We start from the raw sequence: 17,424 nt of genomic DNA on the forward strand, positions 1-17,424 counted from the left end.
GCATGAGAGTAGATCACGATCCGCTCAGCGCAAATTCCGACCCGGTCGGAGCCGTAAACTGGGGTCGCTATGAACCCTGATTCCCTCGCCGAAGCCCTCCTTGCCGTCGTCACTCCGATCGCGGCATCCCTGCGACCGGACGAGGAGCTCGACCTCACCGCATCCGACATCGTGCTGGAGCGCCCGCGCAACCGCGACCACGGCGACTGGGCGTCGAACCTGGCCATGCGCCTGGCGAAGCCGCTCGGCACGAACCCGCGTGCCCTCGCCGAGCAGATCGCAACGGCTCTCGCCGACATCGATGGCGTCGCGAGCACCGAGGTCGCCGGCCCGGGGTTCATCAACATCCGCCTCGAGGCGGGCGCGGCCGGTGTCCTGGCGAAGACGATCGTCGACGCGGGGCCTGCGTACGGAACCAACGATTCGCAGCGCGGCGTGAGCGTGAACGTCGAGTTCGTCTCGGCGAATCCCACCGGACCGCTGCACATCGCGCACACCCGCTGGGCCGCGCTCGGCGACTCGATCGTGCGTCTGCTGCTCGCCAGCGGGGCCAACGCGGTCCGCGAGTACTACATCAACGATGCCGGCGCGCAGATGGATCGTTTCGCGACCTCCGTGCTCGCGGCGGCCAAGGGCGAGCCGACGCCGGAGGGCGGCTACCCGGGCGAGTACATCACCACTCTCGCCGGCCGCGTGCTTGAGGCGCGTCCCGATCTGCTCGGCCTTCCGGAAGGCGAGCAGCTCGTCGTCGCCCTCGACCTCGCCTACGAATACCAGCTCGCCGAGATCAAGAATTCGCTCGAGCGGTTCAACGTGCCGTTCGACGAGTGGTTCTCCGAGCGCGCCCTGCACGCGAAGGATGCCGCGGGCTCCAGCCTCATCGACCAGGCCGTCGAGCGCCTGCGCGAGCAGGGCCACGTCTTCGACGAGGACGGCGCCGTCTGGGTGCGCACCACCGATTTCGGCGACGACAAGGACCGCGTGATCCGCCGTTCGAACGGGGAGTACACGTACTTCGCCGCAGACGCCGCCTACTACCTGAGCAAGGGCGACCGCGGCTTCGAGAACAAGATCTACCTGCTCGGCGCCGACCACCATGGCTACGTGCACCGCCTGAAGGCGATCGCCGGCGCTGCGGGGGAGGATCCCGAGAAGAACATCCAGGTGCTGATCGGTCAGATGGTGTCGATCAACGGCGCACGGCTCAGCAAGCGCGCCGGAAACATCATCGAGATGGACGACCTGCTGAACTGGCTCGGAACCGACGCGCTGCGCTATTCGCTGGAGCGGTCTCCGGCGGACTCACCGCTCGACCTCGACCCGGAGCTGCTCCAGAAGCGCACCAACGACAACCCGGTGTTCTACGTGCAGTACGCGCACGCTCGCACGCACAATGTCGCCCGCAACGCCGGCGACTCGGGTGTCGACCGCAGCGAGTTCGTTCCCGAGACCCTCACGCATGAGACGGAATCCGCGCTGCTGGGCGCCCTGCAGGAGTTCCCGCGCATCGTCGCCTTCGCCGCGCAGGTGCGCGAGCCGCACCGCATCGCGCGCTACCTCGAGGAACTCGCGGGCCTGTACCACCGCTGGTACGACAACTGCCGCGTCATCCCGCAGGGAGACGACCCGATCGAGAGCGTGCACCGCACTCGTCTGTGGCTCAATGACGCCGCCGGCCAGGTCTTCCGCAACGGGCTCGATCTGCTCGGCGTCTCCGCTCCGGAGCGGATGTAGTCCGACACCGGCCTACCGGCCAAGGAGGGGGAACATGAGCGACGACAACCGCACCGAACCGTACCCGGACGTCTCGATCGAGCACCCGACTCTCGTGATTCCGGGGTCGGCGGGCGTCGCCGCACCCGCGCCGAAGCGCACGCGCTGGCGCTGGGTCGTGGGCATCATCGTCGTGCTGCTCATCGTTCTCGTCGTGGCCGCAGAACTGATCGCACGCGCGATCCTCCCTGGGATCGTGCGCGGCATCGTGATCGAGCAGCTCGAGTTGCCGGACGACCAGCAGCTCGACGTGCACGCTGAAGGAATCCTGCTCCCTCAGCTGATCGCAGGGAGTCTCACCGACCTGAGGCTCTCCACCGAATCCGTGACCATCGGAGACCTCACCGGTGCCGTCGACGTGACAGCGCTCGGCGTTCCGTTGCGTGGTGGCGACCTGGACTCGGCCAGCGGAACGGTCCGGATCGATCAGGACCAGTTCCAGTCGCTGATCGGAGAGACGGATCTTCCGATCGATTCGCTCACGTTCGATGCGCCGGACGTCACAGCCGCCGGTTCGGTCGATGTCCTCGGCTTCGCCCTGCCGCTCGCCCTCACCGCGACGCCCGGCGCAGAAGGCGGCGAGCTCACCCTCACGCCGGTCAAACTGCTCGTCGGGGGCGTGGAGCTCAACGCCGACCAGGTCTCGGATCGCTTCGGCGACCTCGGCGAGCGTCTGACCCAGACCCAGCACATCTGCATCGCGGATCGCCTCCCCGCGGGGCTCACCCTCACGGGGCTGACGATCGAGGGCACTGAGGCTGTCGCCGACCTGGCCGTCGCCGGAGGCATCGTCTCGGATCCCACGCTGCAGGAGAACGGCGTCTGCGAGTAAGGCTCAGGCGGAGGACGCCGGAGCCTGTTCCGACGGCGATCCGGCCGGGGCCGCATCCCTGGCGGCCTTCAGCGCGGTGACAGCGACGGCGACATCGCGCTCGGCCCGCTGGACTCGTCTCTGCGCGAACGTACTCGCGCCGAATCGCGCGCTGACCCGGTCCTCGGACTCCTCGATCCCCGTGACGATGTACGCGCAGGAGATCAGGATCACCTGGGTGGAGAAGTTCATCCAGATCAGCAGCGCCAGCAGAGAGGCGAATGTCGCGAGCAGGGGATTGGATGCCGCGCCGCCGACGAACAGGCTCGACAGCTCCTGCAGCACGATGAGTCCGACGGCTCCGAGAAGCGCGCCGGACCAGAGCGCTCGCGCCGGCGCACGGCGCCCGGACAGCAGCGCGAAGACACCGGCGACCAGAGCGGCGTCGAGCGCGAACACGACGAGGAGCGAGACTGCCCGAATTCCCCATTCCGCCCCGACGGAACCGGTCGGGATGCCGAGCAGCCCGGTCACCCACGTGATTCCCAGTCGGCCGAGCGCGGTCAGCACGGCTGCCGCGAGGAAAGCGGCGGCGATGCCGGCGGCCAGCAGCAGGTTGCGCAGCACGACCCAGACGATGAACACATCCGCCTGAATCGTGTCGGCGATCGTCCGCACCGCGGTGCGCAGCGACCCCACAGCGCCGAGCGCCGCACCGACCAGCGCGACGATCGAGATGATGCTCGCGATCGACAGTCCTGCAGGCGCAGCGATGTCGTCGAGGTCGGAGATGACCCCGTTCTCACCGAAGAGACCCGGGATCGCGGCATCCACCGCGGCGACGAGCGCGTCCCACGCCTGCGGGTTGTCGGCGAGCCACACCGTGGCGAGCGAGAAGCCCAGCAGCACGCCCGCGAACACGCTGAACAGGGCACGGTAGGTGACGCTGTCGGCCAGCATCGCGCCGCGCCGCTCTCCGTACAGCAGCACCGCCCTCACGAGCTTGCGCTGCAGCGCCCAGGCGATGATGCGCTCGAGCATCCGCGGCAGACCGCCCTTCTTCGGCGATGAGGGAGAGGGCGCGTCGTGTGCTGACTCCATGCGGCCAACCTAGGCCACGCATGGCCGCGGACCCAGGGGGCTTGCCAGCATCCGCCCGGATCGTCTAGGCCGGTGGAACACAGCGTCACCGTGGCAGGGCCGGACGACCCGTTGCCCTAGAATCGGGGTCAACCTCGCCGTGCGTCTCGTCGCCCGAGAACCCGAACCCACGATTGGTCCGCTGTGCTTCCCCCTGCCGATTCACTCGCCCCGGAATGGCTCCACGTGCCCGAGGACGCCAATGATCTCGCCCCCGGTGTCTGGCCGGCATCCGCGGTCAGAGACGACGACGGCCAGCTCAGGATCGCCGGCCTCGGTGCCTCCGAACTCGTGCGCACGCACGGTTCGCCGCTGCTCGTGCTCGACGAGGACGAGGTGCGCTCCCGCGCGCGCGCGTTCCATGACGCGTTCGCCGCGGCGACGGCCGAGCACGGCACGTCGGCCCGCGTCTACTACGCGGGCAAGGCGTTCCTCTCGACCGCCGTCGCGCGGTGGGTCACCGAGGAGGGACTCAACGTCGACGTCTGCACGCGAGGCGAGCTCGAGGTCGCTCTCGCCGCAGGGGTCGAGCCCTCGCGCATCGGCTTCCACGGCAACAACAAGTCGGTCTCCGAGCTCGAAAGGGCCGTGGCGGTCGGCGTCGGCACGATCATCGTCGACAGCGTCATCGAGATCGAACGGCTCGGCGCCATCACGGCGCGCACCGGCGCACGTCAGAACATCCTCATCCGGGTCAACAGCGGCGTGCATGCCGAGACGCATGACTTCCTCGCCACGGCTCACGAGGATCAGAAGTTCGGCTTCGCCTTCCCGGATGCCGAAGCGGCCGTCGGCCGTATCCGCGAGATCGAGGGCCTGCGTCTGCTCGGCCTGCACTGCCACATCGGCTCGCAGATCTTCGGCGTCGCGGGATTCCGCGAATCGGCGTCTCGCCTGCTGGAGCTGCACGAGCGGCTGCGCGCCGGAGGAGAGCTGCCGTTGCTGAACCTCGGCGGCGGCTTCGGCATCGCCTACACCCGGCTCGACGACCCGACGCCGATCTCGACGCTCGCCGCCGAGATCGTCGACGCCGTCGCGAGCGGGTGCGCCGTCCGCGGCATCCCGCTTCCGGAACTCGCGTTCGAGCCGGGGCGCGCGATCGTCGGCACCGCCGGTGTCACCCTGTACGAGATCGGCACGACCAAGGACGTCGCGCTCGACGCCGGCGTGCGCCGCTACGTCAGCGTGGACGGCGGAATGAGCGACAACGCCCGTCCCGCTCTGTACGGCGCGCAGTTCTCGGCGCGACTCGCATCGCGAGCGGGTGCCGGAGAACCCGTGCTGGTCCGCGTGGTCGGCAAGCACTGCGAGTCCGGTGACATCGTGGTCGACCACGAGTATCTGCCCGACGATCTGACGCCGGGCGACCTGCTCGCCGTCCCCGCGACGGGCGCGTACTGCGCGTCTTTGTCGAGCAACTACAACCACGTCCCGCGCCCCGCCGTCGTCGCCGTGTCCGGCGGCGCGTCCACGGTGATCGTGCGCGCGGAGACGATCGATGACCTGCTTGCGCGGGATGCCGGTGTCACCGGTATCCGCACCGTTGACGGCGGGGCCTCCGGCCTCGCAGAAGGAGAACGATGACCCGCGGGAACGATCCGGCACAGTATCGAACGCTTCGAGTGGCGCTGCTCGGCGCCGGAGCTGTGGGGTCGCAGGTCGCCTCCCTGCTGTTGCGCCACGGCGATGAACTCGCCGACAGGGCCGGTGCGCGTCTGGAACTGTCAGGGATCGCCGTGCGCAACCCGGATGCCGCCCGCGACGTCGAACTCCCGCGTGAGCTGATCACGACGGATGCCGAGAACCTGATCCTCGGCAGCGACATCGTCATCGAGCTGATGGGCGGCATCGAGCCCGCCCGCACCCAGCTGCTGGCGGCGTTGAACTCCGGCGCCGACGTCGTCACCGCCAACAAGGCTCTGCTGGCGTCGCACGGCCCCGAGCTGTTCGACGCCGCAGACCGGGTCGGCGCGTCGGTCTACTACGAGGCCGCCGCTGCGGGTGCCATCCCGATCATCCGGCCGCTGCGCGACTCGCTCGCCGGCGATCGCGTCGTGCGGATCATGGGCATCGTCAACGGCACCACGAACTACATCCTCGACCGGATGGACACCGAGGGCGCTGACTTCGATGGCGTGCTCGCCGACGCGCAGCGACTGGGCTATGCCGAGGCGGATCCGACGGCGGATGTCGAAGGATACGACGCCGCGCAGAAGGCGGCGATTCTCGCGAGCCTCGCCTTCCACACGACCGTCCCGCTGGACACGGTGCATCGCGAGGGCATCACCGGTGTCACCGCCGGGATGATCCAGCAGGCACGAGAGGCCGGCTACGTCATCAAGCTGCTCGCGGTGTGCGAACGCATCACGGTCGACGGCGTCGAGTCCATCTCGGTGCGCGTCTACCCGGCGCTCGTCGCCCGCAGCCACCCGCTCGCCTCTGTGCACGGCGCGAACAACGCCGTGTTCGTCGAGGCGGAGGCGGCCGGCTCGCTGATGTTCTACGGCGCAGGTGCCGGTGGCGTGCAGACCGCATCCGCCGTGCTCGGCGATGTCGTGTCCGCGGCCCGCCGTCACATCGCGGGAGGGGTCGGGGTCGGCGAATCGACAAGGGCGAACCTGCCGATCGTCCCGATCGCGCACGTCACCACCCGCTACCAGATCACGCTCGAGGTCGAGGACCAGCCCGGCGTCCTGGCGCACGTGGCCGGCATCCTCAGCGAAGGAGACGTTTCGGTCGCGACCGTGGTCCAGACCGCGGAGGGCGAAGGAACAGCACGCCTCGTGATCGGAACGCATCGCGCCACGGAGCAGGCGCTCAGCAGCACGGTCGAGCGGCTGGACGCGAGCGAGGTCGTCGACCGCGTCATCGCCGTGCTGCGGGTCGAGGGGGAGTGAGATGACGTCGATCGTCGTCCGCGTTCCAGCGACGAGCGCCAACCTCGGTCCCGGCTTCGACACTCTCGGCCTCGCACTGAGCGTCTACGACGAACTCGTCGTCACCCCGGTGCCCGATGACCGTCTCGAGATCGAGGTCTCCGGTACCGGAGCGGCGGAGATCGCCAGGGACGAGTCGAACCTCGTCTACCGCTCGATCGTGCACGTATACGCGGATGCGGGGCGCGAGGTGCCCGGGCTGCGCATCGCCGCGCGAAACGGTGTGCCGCACGGCCGCGGACTCGGGTCCTCCGGTGCTGCTGTCGCCGCGGGCATCCTCGCGGCGCAGGGTCTGCTCGAGGGCGACGTCTTCTTCGACGACGACGCCCTGCTGCGCCTGGCGACCGAGCTTGAGGGACATCCGGACAACGTCGCCCCTGCACTGTTCGGCGGGCTCACGATCGCGTGGACGGGCGAGGACGGGCCGCGGCACAAGAAGCTGCAGGTGCACCGCGGCGTCGCGCCGCTCGTGCTGGTTCCCGAGCACACCGTGTCGACGACGCTGGCGCGCTCGCTCCAGCCGATGCAGGTGCCGCGCGAGGACGCCGTGTTCAACGTCTCACGGTCGGCCCTGCTGATCGCCGCGTTGACCCAGAGCCCCGAGCTGCTGCTGGATGCCACCGCCGATCGGCTGCACCAGGACTATCGCGCGCAGGCGATGCCGGAGACCTATGCGCTCGTGCAGGCGCTGCGTCAGGCGGGCTTCGCCGCTGTGGTGTCCGGCGCCGGACCCAGCGTCCTCGTGCTCTGCGACGGCCCCGGACGACGCCTGGAGGCGGCGGATCTGGCCGCTGCCGTGACCGACACCCCGTGGGACGCCATCATGCCGGCCGTCGATGTGCGGGGTGGTACAGTAAAGGTACGAGCGGAGGGGTCCGCGTAGTTTCGTGAATCTGGCCCCCATCGCAATCTGCGAATTCCGTACGTCACATCCAGAGCCTTCATCGCTCTGGCCTACGAGCGCCAAGCGCCCGTGCGTACGAACGTGCACGGCACCCGTCGTGCGCGGCTGACGCTCACATCCCACGACATATAAGGGAGTACTCGTGGAGAATTTCTCCGAGACCCAGAACGACCAGCCCGCTGCGGCGTCCGCGCCCTCCGAGGCACGTGCGGCTGACGCATCGGCCGAGATCAAGGCGCCGGCACGCAAGCGCGCACCGCGCCGTGCGACGACCGCGACGGCGGCAGCGAAGGCGGCGGCCGCCGAAGCCTCCGCAGCTGCCCCCGCCGAGGCGGCTCCTGCGGCGGACGCACCGGCAGAGCCCGCGCCCAAGACCCCGCGTCGCAGCCGGGCCAAGAAGGCGGATGCCCCGGCATCCGACGCACCGGCCGCCGACGCACCTGCCGCGAGCGCCCCGGCTTCCGAGGCCCCTGCCGCAGAGGCCGAGGCACCCGCAGCCGCGCCGAAGGGGCGCAAGCGTCCTACGAAGAAGGCCGCCGCACAGGCCGAGGCTCCTGCCGAAGCGGCGTCCGACGCCACGTCCGAGGCGAACACCGCCGCGGCGGCATCCGAGGCTCCCCAGCGCGAGGCGAACGATGGCGCGAAGGACGACTCGTCCGGCGACGCGCCGAAGCAGAACGGCTCCGAGGCGGACTCTGCCGGCGACAACGGCGAGGAGGGCTCCGGCCGCAGCCGCAGCCGCAGCCGCAGCCGCAGCCGTGGGCGTGGCAGCAACGCGCAGGACGGCAACCCGCGCGGCGGCAACGCCCAGAACGGCAACGCCCAGGAGCAGCAGGCGCCGTCGGACGACGAGCAGTCCTCCGGCCGCAACCGCCAGCGCAACAAGCGCCGCGGTGCCGCGAACACCACCTCGGACGAATTCGACACCGAGATCGGCGAGGACGACGTGCTGATCCCGATCGCCGGCATCCTCGACGTCCTGGACAACTACGCCTTCGTGCGCACCTCCGGCTACCTCGCCGGCGCGAGTGATGTCTACGTCTCGCTCGGTCAGGTCAAGAAGTACAACCTGCGCAAGGGCGACGCGGTCGTCGGCGCGATCAAGCAGCCGCGTGAGGGCGAGCAGCAGGGGCGTCAGAAGTACAACGCTTTGGTGAAGGTCGACTCGATCAACGGCCTGTCCGTCGACGACGCGGCCACGCGCGTCGAGTTCGGAAAGCTCACCCCGCTGTACCCGCAGGAGCGTCTGCGTCTGGAGACGGCTCCCGAGAAGCTGACCCAGCGCATCATCGACCTGGTGGCGCCGATCGGCAAGGGCCAGCGCGGCCTGATCGTCGCGCCCCCGAAGGCAGGCAAGACGATCGTCCTGCAGCAGATCGCGAACGCGATCTCGCAGAACAACCCCGAGGTCCACCTCATGGTCGTCCTCGTCGACGAGCGTCCGGAAGAGGTCACCGACATGCAGCGCTCGGTGAAGGGCGAGGTCATCGCCTCGACCTTCGACCGCCCTGCAGAGGACCACACCACCGTCGCCGAGCTGGCGATCGAGCGTGCCAAGCGTCTGGTCGAGCTCGGCCGCGACGTCGTCGTGCTGCTCGACTCGATCACGCGACTCGGCCGTGCGTACAACATCTCGGCTCCGGCTTCCGGCCGCGTCCTCACCGGTGGCGTGGACGCTTCGGCGCTGTACCCGCCCAAGCGCTTCTTCGGCGCTGCCCGCAACATCGAGAACGGCGGATCGCTCACGATCCTCGCCACAGCGCTCGTCGAGACCGGATCCAAGATGGACGAGGTCATCTTCGAGGAGTTCAAGGGCACCGGCAACAGCGAGCTGCGCCTGTCGCGTCAGCTGGCCGACAAGCGCATCTTCCCCGCCGTGGACGTCAACGCGTCCAGCACGCGCCGCGAGGAGATGCTGCTGAGCGCCGACGAGGTCAAGATCACGTGGAAGCTGCGTCGCGCGCTGGCAGGGCTCGACACCCAGCAGGCCCTGGAGGTCGTGCTCGGCAAGCTCAAGGAGACCAACTCCAACGTGGAATTCCTCGTCCAGATGCAGAAGTCGATCCCTGCTCCTGCCACGGGCTCCAGCCACGGGCACGAGAACAACATCCGCTGAGTCCGTCGAGCTGACGAAGTGTTCGAGTCCGTCCAGGCGCTCATCGACGAACACCGCCGGGTCCAGGAGGAACTCTCCGACCCGGCGGTGCACGCCGACGCCGCCCGTGCCAAGCGCGTGAACCGGCGCTACGCCGAGCTGTCGAAGATCGTCGCAGCCCACGAGACGTGGATCGCGGCATCCGAGGATCTGGACGCCGCGCGAGAACTCGCCCGCGAGGACGAGGCCTTCGCGGCAGAGGTCCCCGAACTCGAGACCGCTGTCGCGCAGGCGCAGGAGAAGCTCCGGCGCCTGCTGATTCCGCGTGACCCGGATGATGCCCGTGACGTGATCATGGAGATCAAGGCGGGGGAGGGCGGCGCGGAGAGCGCGCTGTTCGCCGCCGACCTGCTGCGCATGTACGTGCAGTACGCGGCATCCAAGGGGTGGAAGACCGAGCTGCTGGAGCGCAACGAGTCCGACCTCGGCGGCTACAAGGACGTCCAGGTCGCGATCAAGGGCTCCTCCACGGACCCCGCGCAGGGCGTCTGGGCCCACCTCAAGTACGAGGGCGGGGTGCACCGCGTGCAGCGCGTGCCCGCCACCGAGTCGCAGGGGCGCATCCACACCTCGACCACCGGAGTCCTCGTCTTCCCCGAGGTCGACGAGCCCGACGAGATCGAGATCAACCAGAACGATCTGAAGATCGACGTGTTCCGCTCCTCGGGACCCGGTGGTCAGTCGGTCAACACGACCGACTCCGCCGTGCGGATCACGCACATGCCCACCGGCATCGTCGTGTCCATGCAGAACGAGAAGTCGCAGCTGCAGAACCGCGAGGCCGCGATGCGTGTGCTGCGCGCGCGTCTCCTCGCCAAGCAGCAGGAAGAGCTGGATGCCGTGGCATCCGATGCCCGGAAATCGCAGATCCGCACGATGGACCGATCCGAGCGCATCCGCACGTACAACTTCCCGGAGAACCGCATCGCGGACCATCGCACCGGCTTCAAGGCCTACAACCTCGATCAGGTGATGGACGGAGCGCTCGAACCGATCATCGAGAGCGCGATCCAGGCCGACGAAGAGGCGCGTCTGGCCGCTGTCGGCCAGGACTCCTGACCGCGCGTCCTTCCTCGTGGGCCACGGCCCTGAGCGCTAGGCTCGGGGCGTGATCACGCATCTGCTGCGCCTGGGCATCTATCTCGCCTCGGCTGCGCTCGGCCTCATCGTCGCCGACCTCATCCTCGAGGACTTCAGCATCGTCTGGAGCGAGTGGTGGGGATTCCTGCTGTGCATTGTCATCTTCGCGCTCGTGCAGACGGTGCTCGCGTGGATCGCCGAGAAGATCCTGCACCGCGTGCTGCCGATCCTGGTCGGCGGGGTGGGGATCCTGTCGACGATCATCGCCCTGCTGATCGTCGTGCTGCTGCCGATCGGCGGTCTGCGTCTGGACGGCTTCGCCGGGTGGATCGCCGGAGGTGTGATCGTCTGGCTGGTGACGGCCATCGTCACCGTCGTGCTCACCAAGCTCCTGCTCGACGACAAGCGCAAGCAGGCTCGCTCGAAGGCGTGAGCCGGTCAGATCACGTAGTCGGGCGCGGAAAGCAGGTGCGAGAGGTCTTCGCCCGGCGTGCGCGAGCGCACCTTGGCCGGCACACCGGTGAGCACGGAGTCCGCCGGCGCGTCCTTCGTGACCACGGCGTTGGCGCCGATCGCGCTGCCCGCACCGATCACGACGGGCCCCAGGATCTTGGCGCCGGCACCGACCACGACCCCGTCCTCGAGGGTCGGGTGCCGCTTGCCGGAGTCCCTGGTCCGGCCGCCGAGCGTGACACTGTGATACAGCATCACGTCGTCGCCGATCTCGGCCGTTTCGCCGATCACGACACCCATGCCGTGATCGATGAAGAAGCGCCTGCCGATCGTCGCGGCGGGGTGGATCTCGATGCCCGTCAGCCAGCGGGCGAACTGCGAACCGAGGCGGGCGGGGAAGCGCAGCCCTCGGTTCCACAGCGCATGATTGATCCGGTGCGCCCAGATGGCGTGCAGCCCGGGGTAGAGGATCGCGACCTCCAGACCGCTGCGCGCGGCGGGGTCACGAAGCCGGGCGGATGCGACGTCCTCGCGCATCCGCCCGGCCCAGTGCATGCCGGATGTCGGCATCAGTCCTCGCGAAGGTCCTCGAACAGCGCCGTCGACAGGTAGCGCTCACCGGTGTCGGGGATGATCACGACGATCTTCTTGCCGGCGTTCTCAGGGCGGGCTGCGACCTGGAGCGCAGCCCAGGCGGCCGCGCCGCTGGAGATGCCGACGAGCAGCCCCTCGTTGGCGGCCAGAGCGCGAGAGGTGGAGATCGCGTCCTCGAACTCGACGGTGACGACCTCGTCGAACACGTCGGTGTCCAGGATCGGCGGAACGAAGTTCGGCCCGATGCCCTGGATCTTGGCAGGGCCGGGGGTGCCCTGCGACAGCAGCGGCGAGGCGGTCGGCTCGACCGCGATGACCTGGACGCCTGGCTTGCGCTCCTTCAGGACCTGTCCGACGCCGGTGATGGTGCCACCCGTGCCGATGCCCGCGACGAAGATGTCGACCTCGCCGTCGGTGTCCCGCCAGATCTCCTCGGCGGTCGTCTCACGGTGGATCTGCGCATTGGCCGCGTTCTCGAACTGGTGGGCGAGGATCGCTCCGGGCGTGTCCGCAGCGATGCGCTCGGCCTCGGCGACGGCGCCCTTCATGCCGACGGTCGGGTCGGTGAGGACGAGTTCGGCCCCGAAGGCCTTCAGGAGCACGCGGCGCTCCTTCGACATCGAGGCGGGCATCGTCAGGATGACCTTGTAGCCGCGGGCGGCGCCGACGAGCGAGAGGGCGATGCCGGTGTTGCCGCTGGTGGCCTCGACGATGGTTCCACCAGGCGTGAGCGATCCGTCCTTCTCCGCGGCGTTGATGATCGCGATGCCGAGACGGTCCTTGACGCTTGATCCGGGGTTGAAGTACTCGAGCTTCGCGAGCACCTCGGCGCCGAGGCCTTCGGTCACGTGATTCAGCTTGACCAGCGGCGTGTTGCCGAACGCCGTGGTGATGTCGGAGTGGATTCCGGGCATGAAGACGCCTTTCCTGAGCGGGTGACTGTCGTCAGCCTAGGGGAGCACGTACCGGAAATCGCATATGTGACTCTTCGTTGCGCCGTACGCTGGTGGGATGCCCGTCTCGATCGCCGCGCTCCTGCGCTCCGTCGCCCAGCAGCTCGCGGAAGCCGGTGTTCCCGATCCGCTCGTGGACGCCGAGCTGCTCATCGGCCACGTCACGGGTCTCGGCCGCGGCTCCGTACAGGCGGCGGTCGTCCGTGGGGATGCTCTGGACGAGGCGGATGCCGAGGCGCTGGCGCTGCTGGTCGATCGTCGCGCCGCCCGCGAACCGTTGCAGCACATCACCGGCACTGCGCCCTTCCGGCACCTGGAGCTCGCCGTCGGGCCGGGAGTCTTCGTCCCTCGACCGGAGACGGAACAGGTCGTCCAGTTCGCGATCGACGCACTGCTGAACGCTCCGGACGCCGCGCCCATCGGGATCGACCTCGGCACCGGCTCCGGCGCGATCGCACTCGCGATGGCGACCGAGGTGCCGCACGCGCGGATCTATGCCGCCGAGGTGTCGCTGGATGCGCACGCATGGGCAGCCAGGAACACGGCGCGCGCGTCCAACCTCACACTCGTCCACGCCGATCTGGCCGATGCGTTCCGCGAGCTCGACGGCGAGGCGGCGGTCGTCATCTCCAACCCGCCATATGTCCCGGATGACGCGATCCCGCGCGATCCCGAGGTGCGGCTGTTCGATCCGGCGCTCGCGCTGTACGGCGGTCCTGACGGGCTGGACGTCGTCCGTGTCCTGAGCACCCGCGCGCTCGAACTGCTGCGCGAGGGCGGTCTGCTCGTCATCGAGCACGGTGAGCAGCAGGGGGCGGACATCCGCGCGCTGCTCTCGGCCGACGGGTGGCGCGCCTGTGCGACCCATCCCGACCTCACGCACCGGGACCGTGCGACCACGGCCGTCCGGCCGTGAGGTGCGACCACCGGTCCAATCCCCTTCTCCCAGACGCGTCCGCGTAGAATCGATCCGTCATGTCCCCCATCTTCGACTGCCGCGATGAGGAGCAGCTGCTCGCCGGTATGCGCCGCGCCCGCCAGGCCATCGGTCGCGGCGAACTCATCGTCATCCCCACCGACACCGTCTACGGTGTCGCCGCCGACGCCTTCTCGCCCGCCGCCGTGCAGCGGCTGCTCGATGCGAAGGGGCGCGGTCGCAACCAGCCGCCCCCCGTGCTGGTGTCAGGGCCGGCGACCCTCAGTGCGCTTGCCGAGAGCGTGCCGGAGCCGGTGGAGCGTCTCGTCGAAGCCTTCTGGCCCGGTGGCCTCACCATCGTCCTTCCCGCGCAGCGGTCGCTGACCTGGGACCTGGGCGAGACGCAGGGCACGGTCGCCGTGCGGATGCCGGACAGCAGGGTCGCTCTCGAACTTCTGGAGGAGACGGGTCCGCTGGCGGTCTCCAGCGCGAACCTCACCGGTAAGGATGCGGCGATCGCGGCATCGGACGCGTTGGACATGCTCGGCGACAAGGTCGCGGTCTACCTCGACACCGGCCTGAGCCGCGACGGCATCGCATCGACGATCGTCGACGCCACCTCGCTCGTCTCGCGCGGGGAGGACTCCCCGAAGCCCGCGGTCCGCATCCTGCGTGAGGGCGCGATCACACGGGAGCAGCTCGAGGACGTCCTCGGCGACCTGCTCGAGCCTGCGGAGCAGCCCGGCGACGTCGATCCCGACGACGCCCCGGACGGCACGGCGTGAAGCAGTATCTGTTCACGATCATCCTGACCGCGACCATCACGTTCGCGCTGTCGTGGGTGGTCTGGCAGTTGAGCCTGCGGTTCAAGCTGTACCCCGGTATCCGCGAACGCGACGTGCACACCACGCCGACCCCGCGGCTCGGCGGCGTCGCGATCTTCCTCGGCATCGCCACCGCCATCGGCGTCTCAGCGGCGAATCCGTTCTTCGAGACCCTGTGGATCCCGCCGCAGACCATGTGGTCCGTGCTCTGCGCCGCTCTGCTGATCGCGGTCATCGGGGTCATCGACGACCTGATCGATCTGGACTGGATGATCAAGCTCGGGGCCCAGTTCCTCGCCGCGGGGATCATCACCGTCTGGGGCGGGATGCAGATCCTGTCGCTGCCGTTCGGCGAGATGATCCTCTTCTCCAGTTGGGTCAGCATCGCCGTGACGATGTTCGCGATCGTCATCGTGATGAACGCGGTGAACTTCATCGACGGACTCGACGGCCTCGTCGCGGGTGTCTGCCTGATCGCAAACAGCGTGTTCTTCGCGTACTCCTACATCGTCTCGCGGGACATCGGCGCGACCACTTACTTCAACCTGTCGACGTTCCTCGCCGCTGCGCTCATCGGCGCCTGCATCGGCTTCCTGCCGTGGAACTGGAGCCCGGCGAGGCTGTTCATGGGGGATTCCGGCGCTCTCGTCATGGGATTGCTGATGGCGACTTCGACGGTGGTGCTCACCGGCCAGTGGCCGGCGTCCGCGCTCGACCCTGAGGAGTTCGGCCGCTCCCAGCTTCTCGGCGCGTTCATCCCGATCCTGCTGCCGATCGTCGTCGTGATGCTGCCGCTGCTGGACTTCGGCCTTGCGGTGTTCCGGCGAATGCGTGCGGGGAAGTCGCCGTTCTCGCCGGATCGCAAGCACCTGCATCACCGCATGCTCGATCTCGGCCACCGTGATCGCGACGCCGTGCTCATCTTCTACGCCTGGACAGCGGTGATCTCGCTCGCGCTGCTGCTGATGTACATCGGCACCAGAGAAGACTGGCCAGGGCAGTACTGGATCGGCGCGATCTTCGGGGCGATCGGCGTCGCCGCTTGCCTCGTGGTCACGTTGATGCCCTCGCGCCGCGCCGCCGCGGCGGACGCGCCCTCCATCGAGTCGCCGACGTCAGCGTCTGCGCCCACCGAAGCACCCGACCGCGAAACCCTGGAGCCCCGATGAGCCCGAGTCCCGTGTCCAGCACCCCGATCCTGCGTCGGACTCTGATCTGGTCCGCCGTCGCAGCCGGCATCCTGGCCGTCCTCGCCGGGGGGATCGGCTACGCCGTCGCCGGGGGCGAGGGGCTCGCGAGCGGCCTGCTCGGCGTACTGCTCGCCGTGGTGTTCCTGGGGATCACCGGCTTGAGCATCCTGATCGCCAACCGCTGGTACGGCGACCCCCTGTATGTGCAGTTCTTCTTCGCGATCGTGCTCGGCGGCTGGCTGCTCAAGCTGGGCCTGTTCATCGTCATCATGATCGTCCTCGCCGGACAGCCGTGGATCGCGCCGATGGTGTTCTTCCTGTCGATCGTGGCAGGGGTGGCGATGTCGCTGATCATCGACGTGGTCGTGCTCACGCGGATGCGCCTGCCCAACGTCAGCGACATCTCGCTGCCGACCGTCAACCCCGAGGACGAAGAGCCGACGAAGGGCGAGGACGGGGCCGGGCCGAACTTGGCCAAGTCCTGATTCTGATAGTGTTGAGGAGTGCCCCGCTCGTTCCCTCGAGCGCTTGTGCCGTCACGCATCACCGACCATCGTCGCCCCGGTTCTGAACCGGTGCCCCGAAGCTGGAGCCCGCGCTGTCTAATCTTGCTGCGACCCTGATTCCCCGCCTGGCCGCCGATGGCGAGTTCCACGGCCCGTCGATGGACGATTTCTTCCCGGAGATCTTGTTCGAAGTGCTCGGCGTCCCCGTGCACAGAATCCACCTGGTCCAGCTCCTCTCGGTGCTGGCAGTGGTTCTGCTCCTGTGGCTCGGCACACGACGCATGCGCGTCGTCCCCGGTCGCTTCCAGAGCGTCGTCGAGATGGGTCTCGGTTTCGTCCGCAGCGGCATCGCGCACGACCTGCTCGGCCGCAAGGACGGCGACCGGTTCCTGCCGATCCTCACGACGATGTTCTTCATGATCCTGTTCATGAACATCACCGGGATCATCCCGTTCCTCAACATGCCGGGTACCGCGATCATCGCCGTGCCGCTCACGCTGGCCATCATCAGCTACGTGACGTTCATCTACGCCGGTATGAAGAAGAGTCCGCTCGGCTTCTGGAAGAACTCGCTGTTCCCTTCCGGTGTCCCGTGGCCGGTCTACATCATCGTCACGCCGCTCGAGTTCATCTCGACCTTCATCATCCGGCCCGTGACGCTCACGCTCCGACTGATGATGAACCTCGTCGTCGGACACATGATCCTGGTGCTGTGCTTCTCGGCCACCTGGTTCTTCTTCTTCACTGCCGGCGGCGCATGGTCGCTGCTCGGCATCGGAACCCTCGCCTTCGGCGGCGCGTTCACGATCTTCGAGATCCTGGTCGTCGTCCTGCAGGCCTACGTCTTCACCGTCCTCACCGCGATCTACATCCAGCTCGCGGTGGCAGAAGAGCACTGAGCGGGTCGGCAACTGCCTTCCCACCCAACGAAAGGAAAAACCCGTGGACGCAACTACGGTTCTCGCTGACATCAACGGTCACCTCGCGGCAGTCGGCTACGGCCTCGCAGCGATCGGTCCGGCCATCGGTGTGGGCATCGTCGTCGGCAAGACGATCGAGGGCGTCGCTCGTCAGCCCGAGCTGGCCGGCCGCCTGCAGGTTCTCATGTGGATCGGTATCGCCTTCACCGAGGCGCTTGCATTCGTCGGCATCGCCGTCGGATTCATCCCCTTCCCGTAATCCACACCGA

General features: G+C 68.4%; 17 protein-coding genes. 14 read left to right on the forward strand and 3 right to left on the reverse strand.

The window, feature by feature from the left end; genetic code table 11:
* Positions 1-69: 69 nt before the first annotated feature.
* Complete coding sequence (argS, locus tag ACFCYE_RS06345) at positions 70-1,734, forward strand: arginine--tRNA ligase (RefSeq protein ID WP_376177316.1); 1,665 nt, start codon at positions 70-72, stop codon at positions 1,732-1,734.
* 34 nt (positions 1,735-1,768) lie between these two features.
* Entirely contained in the window at positions 1,769-2,605 is an 837-nt protein-coding gene (locus tag ACFCYE_RS06350; protein ID WP_376177318.1) for a DUF2993 domain-containing protein, read from the forward strand.
* 3 nt (positions 2,606-2,608) lie between these two features.
* Here ACFCYE_RS06350 and ACFCYE_RS06355 read toward each other — a convergent pair whose 3' ends face one another.
* A complete protein-coding gene (locus tag ACFCYE_RS06355) occupies positions 2,609-3,685 on the reverse strand; it encodes a YihY/virulence factor BrkB family protein (RefSeq protein ID WP_376177320.1) in 1,077 nt (358 codons plus the stop codon).
* Positions 3,686-3,868: 183 nt separating this feature from the next.
* Between ACFCYE_RS06355 and lysA the strand changes: the two genes are divergently transcribed.
* The 6 genes from lysA (at position 3,869) to ACFCYE_RS06385 (ending at position 11,232) form a co-directional block, all read left to right on the forward strand.
* Positions 3,869-5,308 (forward strand): diaminopimelate decarboxylase, encoded by a 1,440-nt coding sequence (gene lysA, locus ACFCYE_RS06360; protein ID WP_376177322.1) that lies wholly within the window; start codon positions 3,869-3,871, stop codon positions 5,306-5,308.
* On the forward strand, positions 5,305-6,621 hold the full coding sequence (locus ACFCYE_RS06365; protein ID WP_376177324.1) for a homoserine dehydrogenase: 1,317 nt from the start codon (positions 5,305-5,307) through the stop codon (positions 6,619-6,621). The genes lysA and ACFCYE_RS06365 overlap by 4 nt, the downstream gene beginning before the upstream one ends.
* Before the next feature lies 1 nt (position 6,622).
* Positions 6,623-7,543: a homoserine kinase gene (gene thrB, locus ACFCYE_RS06370; RefSeq protein WP_376177326.1), complete on the forward strand. Its 921-nt coding sequence runs from the start codon at positions 6,623-6,625 to the stop codon at positions 7,541-7,543.
* A gap of 163 nt (positions 7,544-7,706) precedes the next feature.
* Entirely contained in the window at positions 7,707-9,680 is a 1,974-nt protein-coding gene (gene rho / locus ACFCYE_RS06375; protein ID WP_376177328.1) for a transcription termination factor Rho, read from the forward strand.
* A gap of 18 nt (positions 9,681-9,698) precedes the next feature.
* On the forward strand, positions 9,699-10,778 hold the full coding sequence (prfA, locus tag ACFCYE_RS06380) for a peptide chain release factor 1 (protein WP_376177330.1): 1,080 nt from the start codon (positions 9,699-9,701) through the stop codon (positions 10,776-10,778).
* Between the two features lie 49 nt (positions 10,779-10,827).
* Complete coding sequence (locus ACFCYE_RS06385) at positions 10,828-11,232, forward strand: hypothetical protein (RefSeq protein ID WP_376177332.1); 405 nt, start codon at positions 10,828-10,830, stop codon at positions 11,230-11,232.
* A 5-nt stretch (positions 11,233-11,237) separates the two neighbouring features.
* On the opposite strand, the gene epsC is transcribed toward ACFCYE_RS06385, so the two are convergent.
* Positions 11,238-11,822, reverse strand: coding sequence for a serine O-acetyltransferase EpsC (gene epsC, locus ACFCYE_RS06390; RefSeq protein ID WP_376177334.1), 585 nt, complete (start codon positions 11,820-11,822; stop codon positions 11,238-11,240).
* Positions 11,822-12,760 (reverse strand): cysteine synthase A, encoded by a 939-nt coding sequence (cysK, locus tag ACFCYE_RS06395; protein WP_376177336.1) that lies wholly within the window; start codon positions 12,758-12,760, stop codon positions 11,822-11,824. Before cysK ends, epsC begins: the two co-directional genes overlap by 1 nt.
* 97 nt (positions 12,761-12,857) lie before the next feature.
* On the opposite strand from cysK, the gene prmC reads away from it, so the two are divergent.
* The 6 genes from prmC (at position 12,858) to atpE (ending at position 17,414) form a co-directional block, all read left to right on the forward strand.
* Positions 12,858-13,715, forward strand: a complete 858-nt coding sequence (gene prmC, locus ACFCYE_RS06400) for a peptide chain release factor N(5)-glutamine methyltransferase (protein WP_376177338.1) — start codon at positions 12,858-12,860, stop codon at positions 13,713-13,715.
* 59 nt (positions 13,716-13,774) lie between these two features.
* Entirely contained in the window at positions 13,775-14,500 is a 726-nt protein-coding gene (locus ACFCYE_RS06405) for an L-threonylcarbamoyladenylate synthase (RefSeq protein ID WP_376177340.1), read from the forward strand.
* Positions 14,497-15,708, forward strand: a complete 1,212-nt coding sequence (locus tag ACFCYE_RS06410; protein WP_376177342.1) for an MraY family glycosyltransferase — start codon at positions 14,497-14,499, stop codon at positions 15,706-15,708. The genes ACFCYE_RS06405 and ACFCYE_RS06410 overlap by 4 nt, the downstream gene beginning before the upstream one ends.
* On the forward strand, positions 15,705-16,214 hold the full coding sequence (locus ACFCYE_RS06415; RefSeq protein WP_376177344.1) for a hypothetical protein: 510 nt from the start codon (positions 15,705-15,707) through the stop codon (positions 16,212-16,214). The genes ACFCYE_RS06410 and ACFCYE_RS06415 overlap by 4 nt, the downstream gene beginning before the upstream one ends.
* Before the next feature lie 179 nt (positions 16,215-16,393).
* Positions 16,394-17,134, forward strand: a complete 741-nt coding sequence (gene atpB, locus ACFCYE_RS06420) for a F0F1 ATP synthase subunit A (protein ID WP_376177346.1) — start codon at positions 16,394-16,396, stop codon at positions 17,132-17,134.
* A 43-nt stretch (positions 17,135-17,177) separates the two neighbouring features.
* Positions 17,178-17,414 (forward strand): ATP synthase F0 subunit C, encoded by a 237-nt coding sequence (gene atpE / locus ACFCYE_RS06425; RefSeq protein WP_067198640.1) that lies wholly within the window; start codon positions 17,178-17,180, stop codon positions 17,412-17,414.
* The last annotated feature ends 10 nt before the right edge of the window (positions 17,415-17,424 follow it).

Origin of the sequence: Microbacterium sp. NPDC056234, from assembly GCF_042267585.1 — a bacterium.
Classification (GTDB): domain Bacteria; phylum Actinomycetota; class Actinomycetes; order Actinomycetales; family Microbacteriaceae; genus Microbacterium.

What these genes read in the sequence shown, in the direction of transcription:
- ACFCYE_RS06405 (WP_376177340.1), top strand. Translation starts at nt 13,775, where the DNA reads ATGTCCCCCATCTTCGACTGCCGCGATGAGGAGCAGCTGCTCGCCGGT.
- prmC (WP_376177338.1), top strand. Translation starts at nt 12,858, where the DNA reads ATGCCCGTCTCGATCGCCGCGCTCCTGCGCTCCGTCGCCCAGCAGCTC.
- argS (WP_376177316.1), top strand. Translation starts at nt 70, where the DNA reads ATGAACCCTGATTCCCTCGCCGAAGCCCTCCTTGCCGTCGTCACTCCG.
- epsC (WP_376177334.1), bottom strand. Translation starts at nt 11,822, where the DNA reads ATGCCGACATCCGGCATGCACTGGGCCGGGCGGATGCGCGAGGACGTC.
- atpB (WP_376177346.1), top strand. Translation starts at nt 16,394, where the DNA reads ATGGACGATTTCTTCCCGGAGATCTTGTTCGAAGTGCTCGGCGTCCCC.
- ACFCYE_RS06355 (WP_376177320.1), bottom strand. Translation starts at nt 3,685, where the DNA reads ATGGAGTCAGCACACGACGCGCCCTCTCCCTCATCGCCGAAGAAGGGC.
- cysK (WP_376177336.1), bottom strand. Translation starts at nt 12,760, where the DNA reads ATGCCCGGAATCCACTCCGACATCACCACGGCGTTCGGCAACACGCCG.
- ACFCYE_RS06350 (WP_376177318.1), top strand. Translation starts at nt 1,769, where the DNA reads ATGAGCGACGACAACCGCACCGAACCGTACCCGGACGTCTCGATCGAG.
- thrB (WP_376177326.1), top strand. Translation starts at nt 6,623, where the DNA reads ATGACGTCGATCGTCGTCCGCGTTCCAGCGACGAGCGCCAACCTCGGT.
- ACFCYE_RS06365 (WP_376177324.1), top strand. Translation starts at nt 5,305, where the DNA reads ATGACCCGCGGGAACGATCCGGCACAGTATCGAACGCTTCGAGTGGCG.
- ACFCYE_RS06415 (WP_376177344.1), top strand. Translation starts at nt 15,705, where the DNA reads ATGAGCCCGAGTCCCGTGTCCAGCACCCCGATCCTGCGTCGGACTCTG.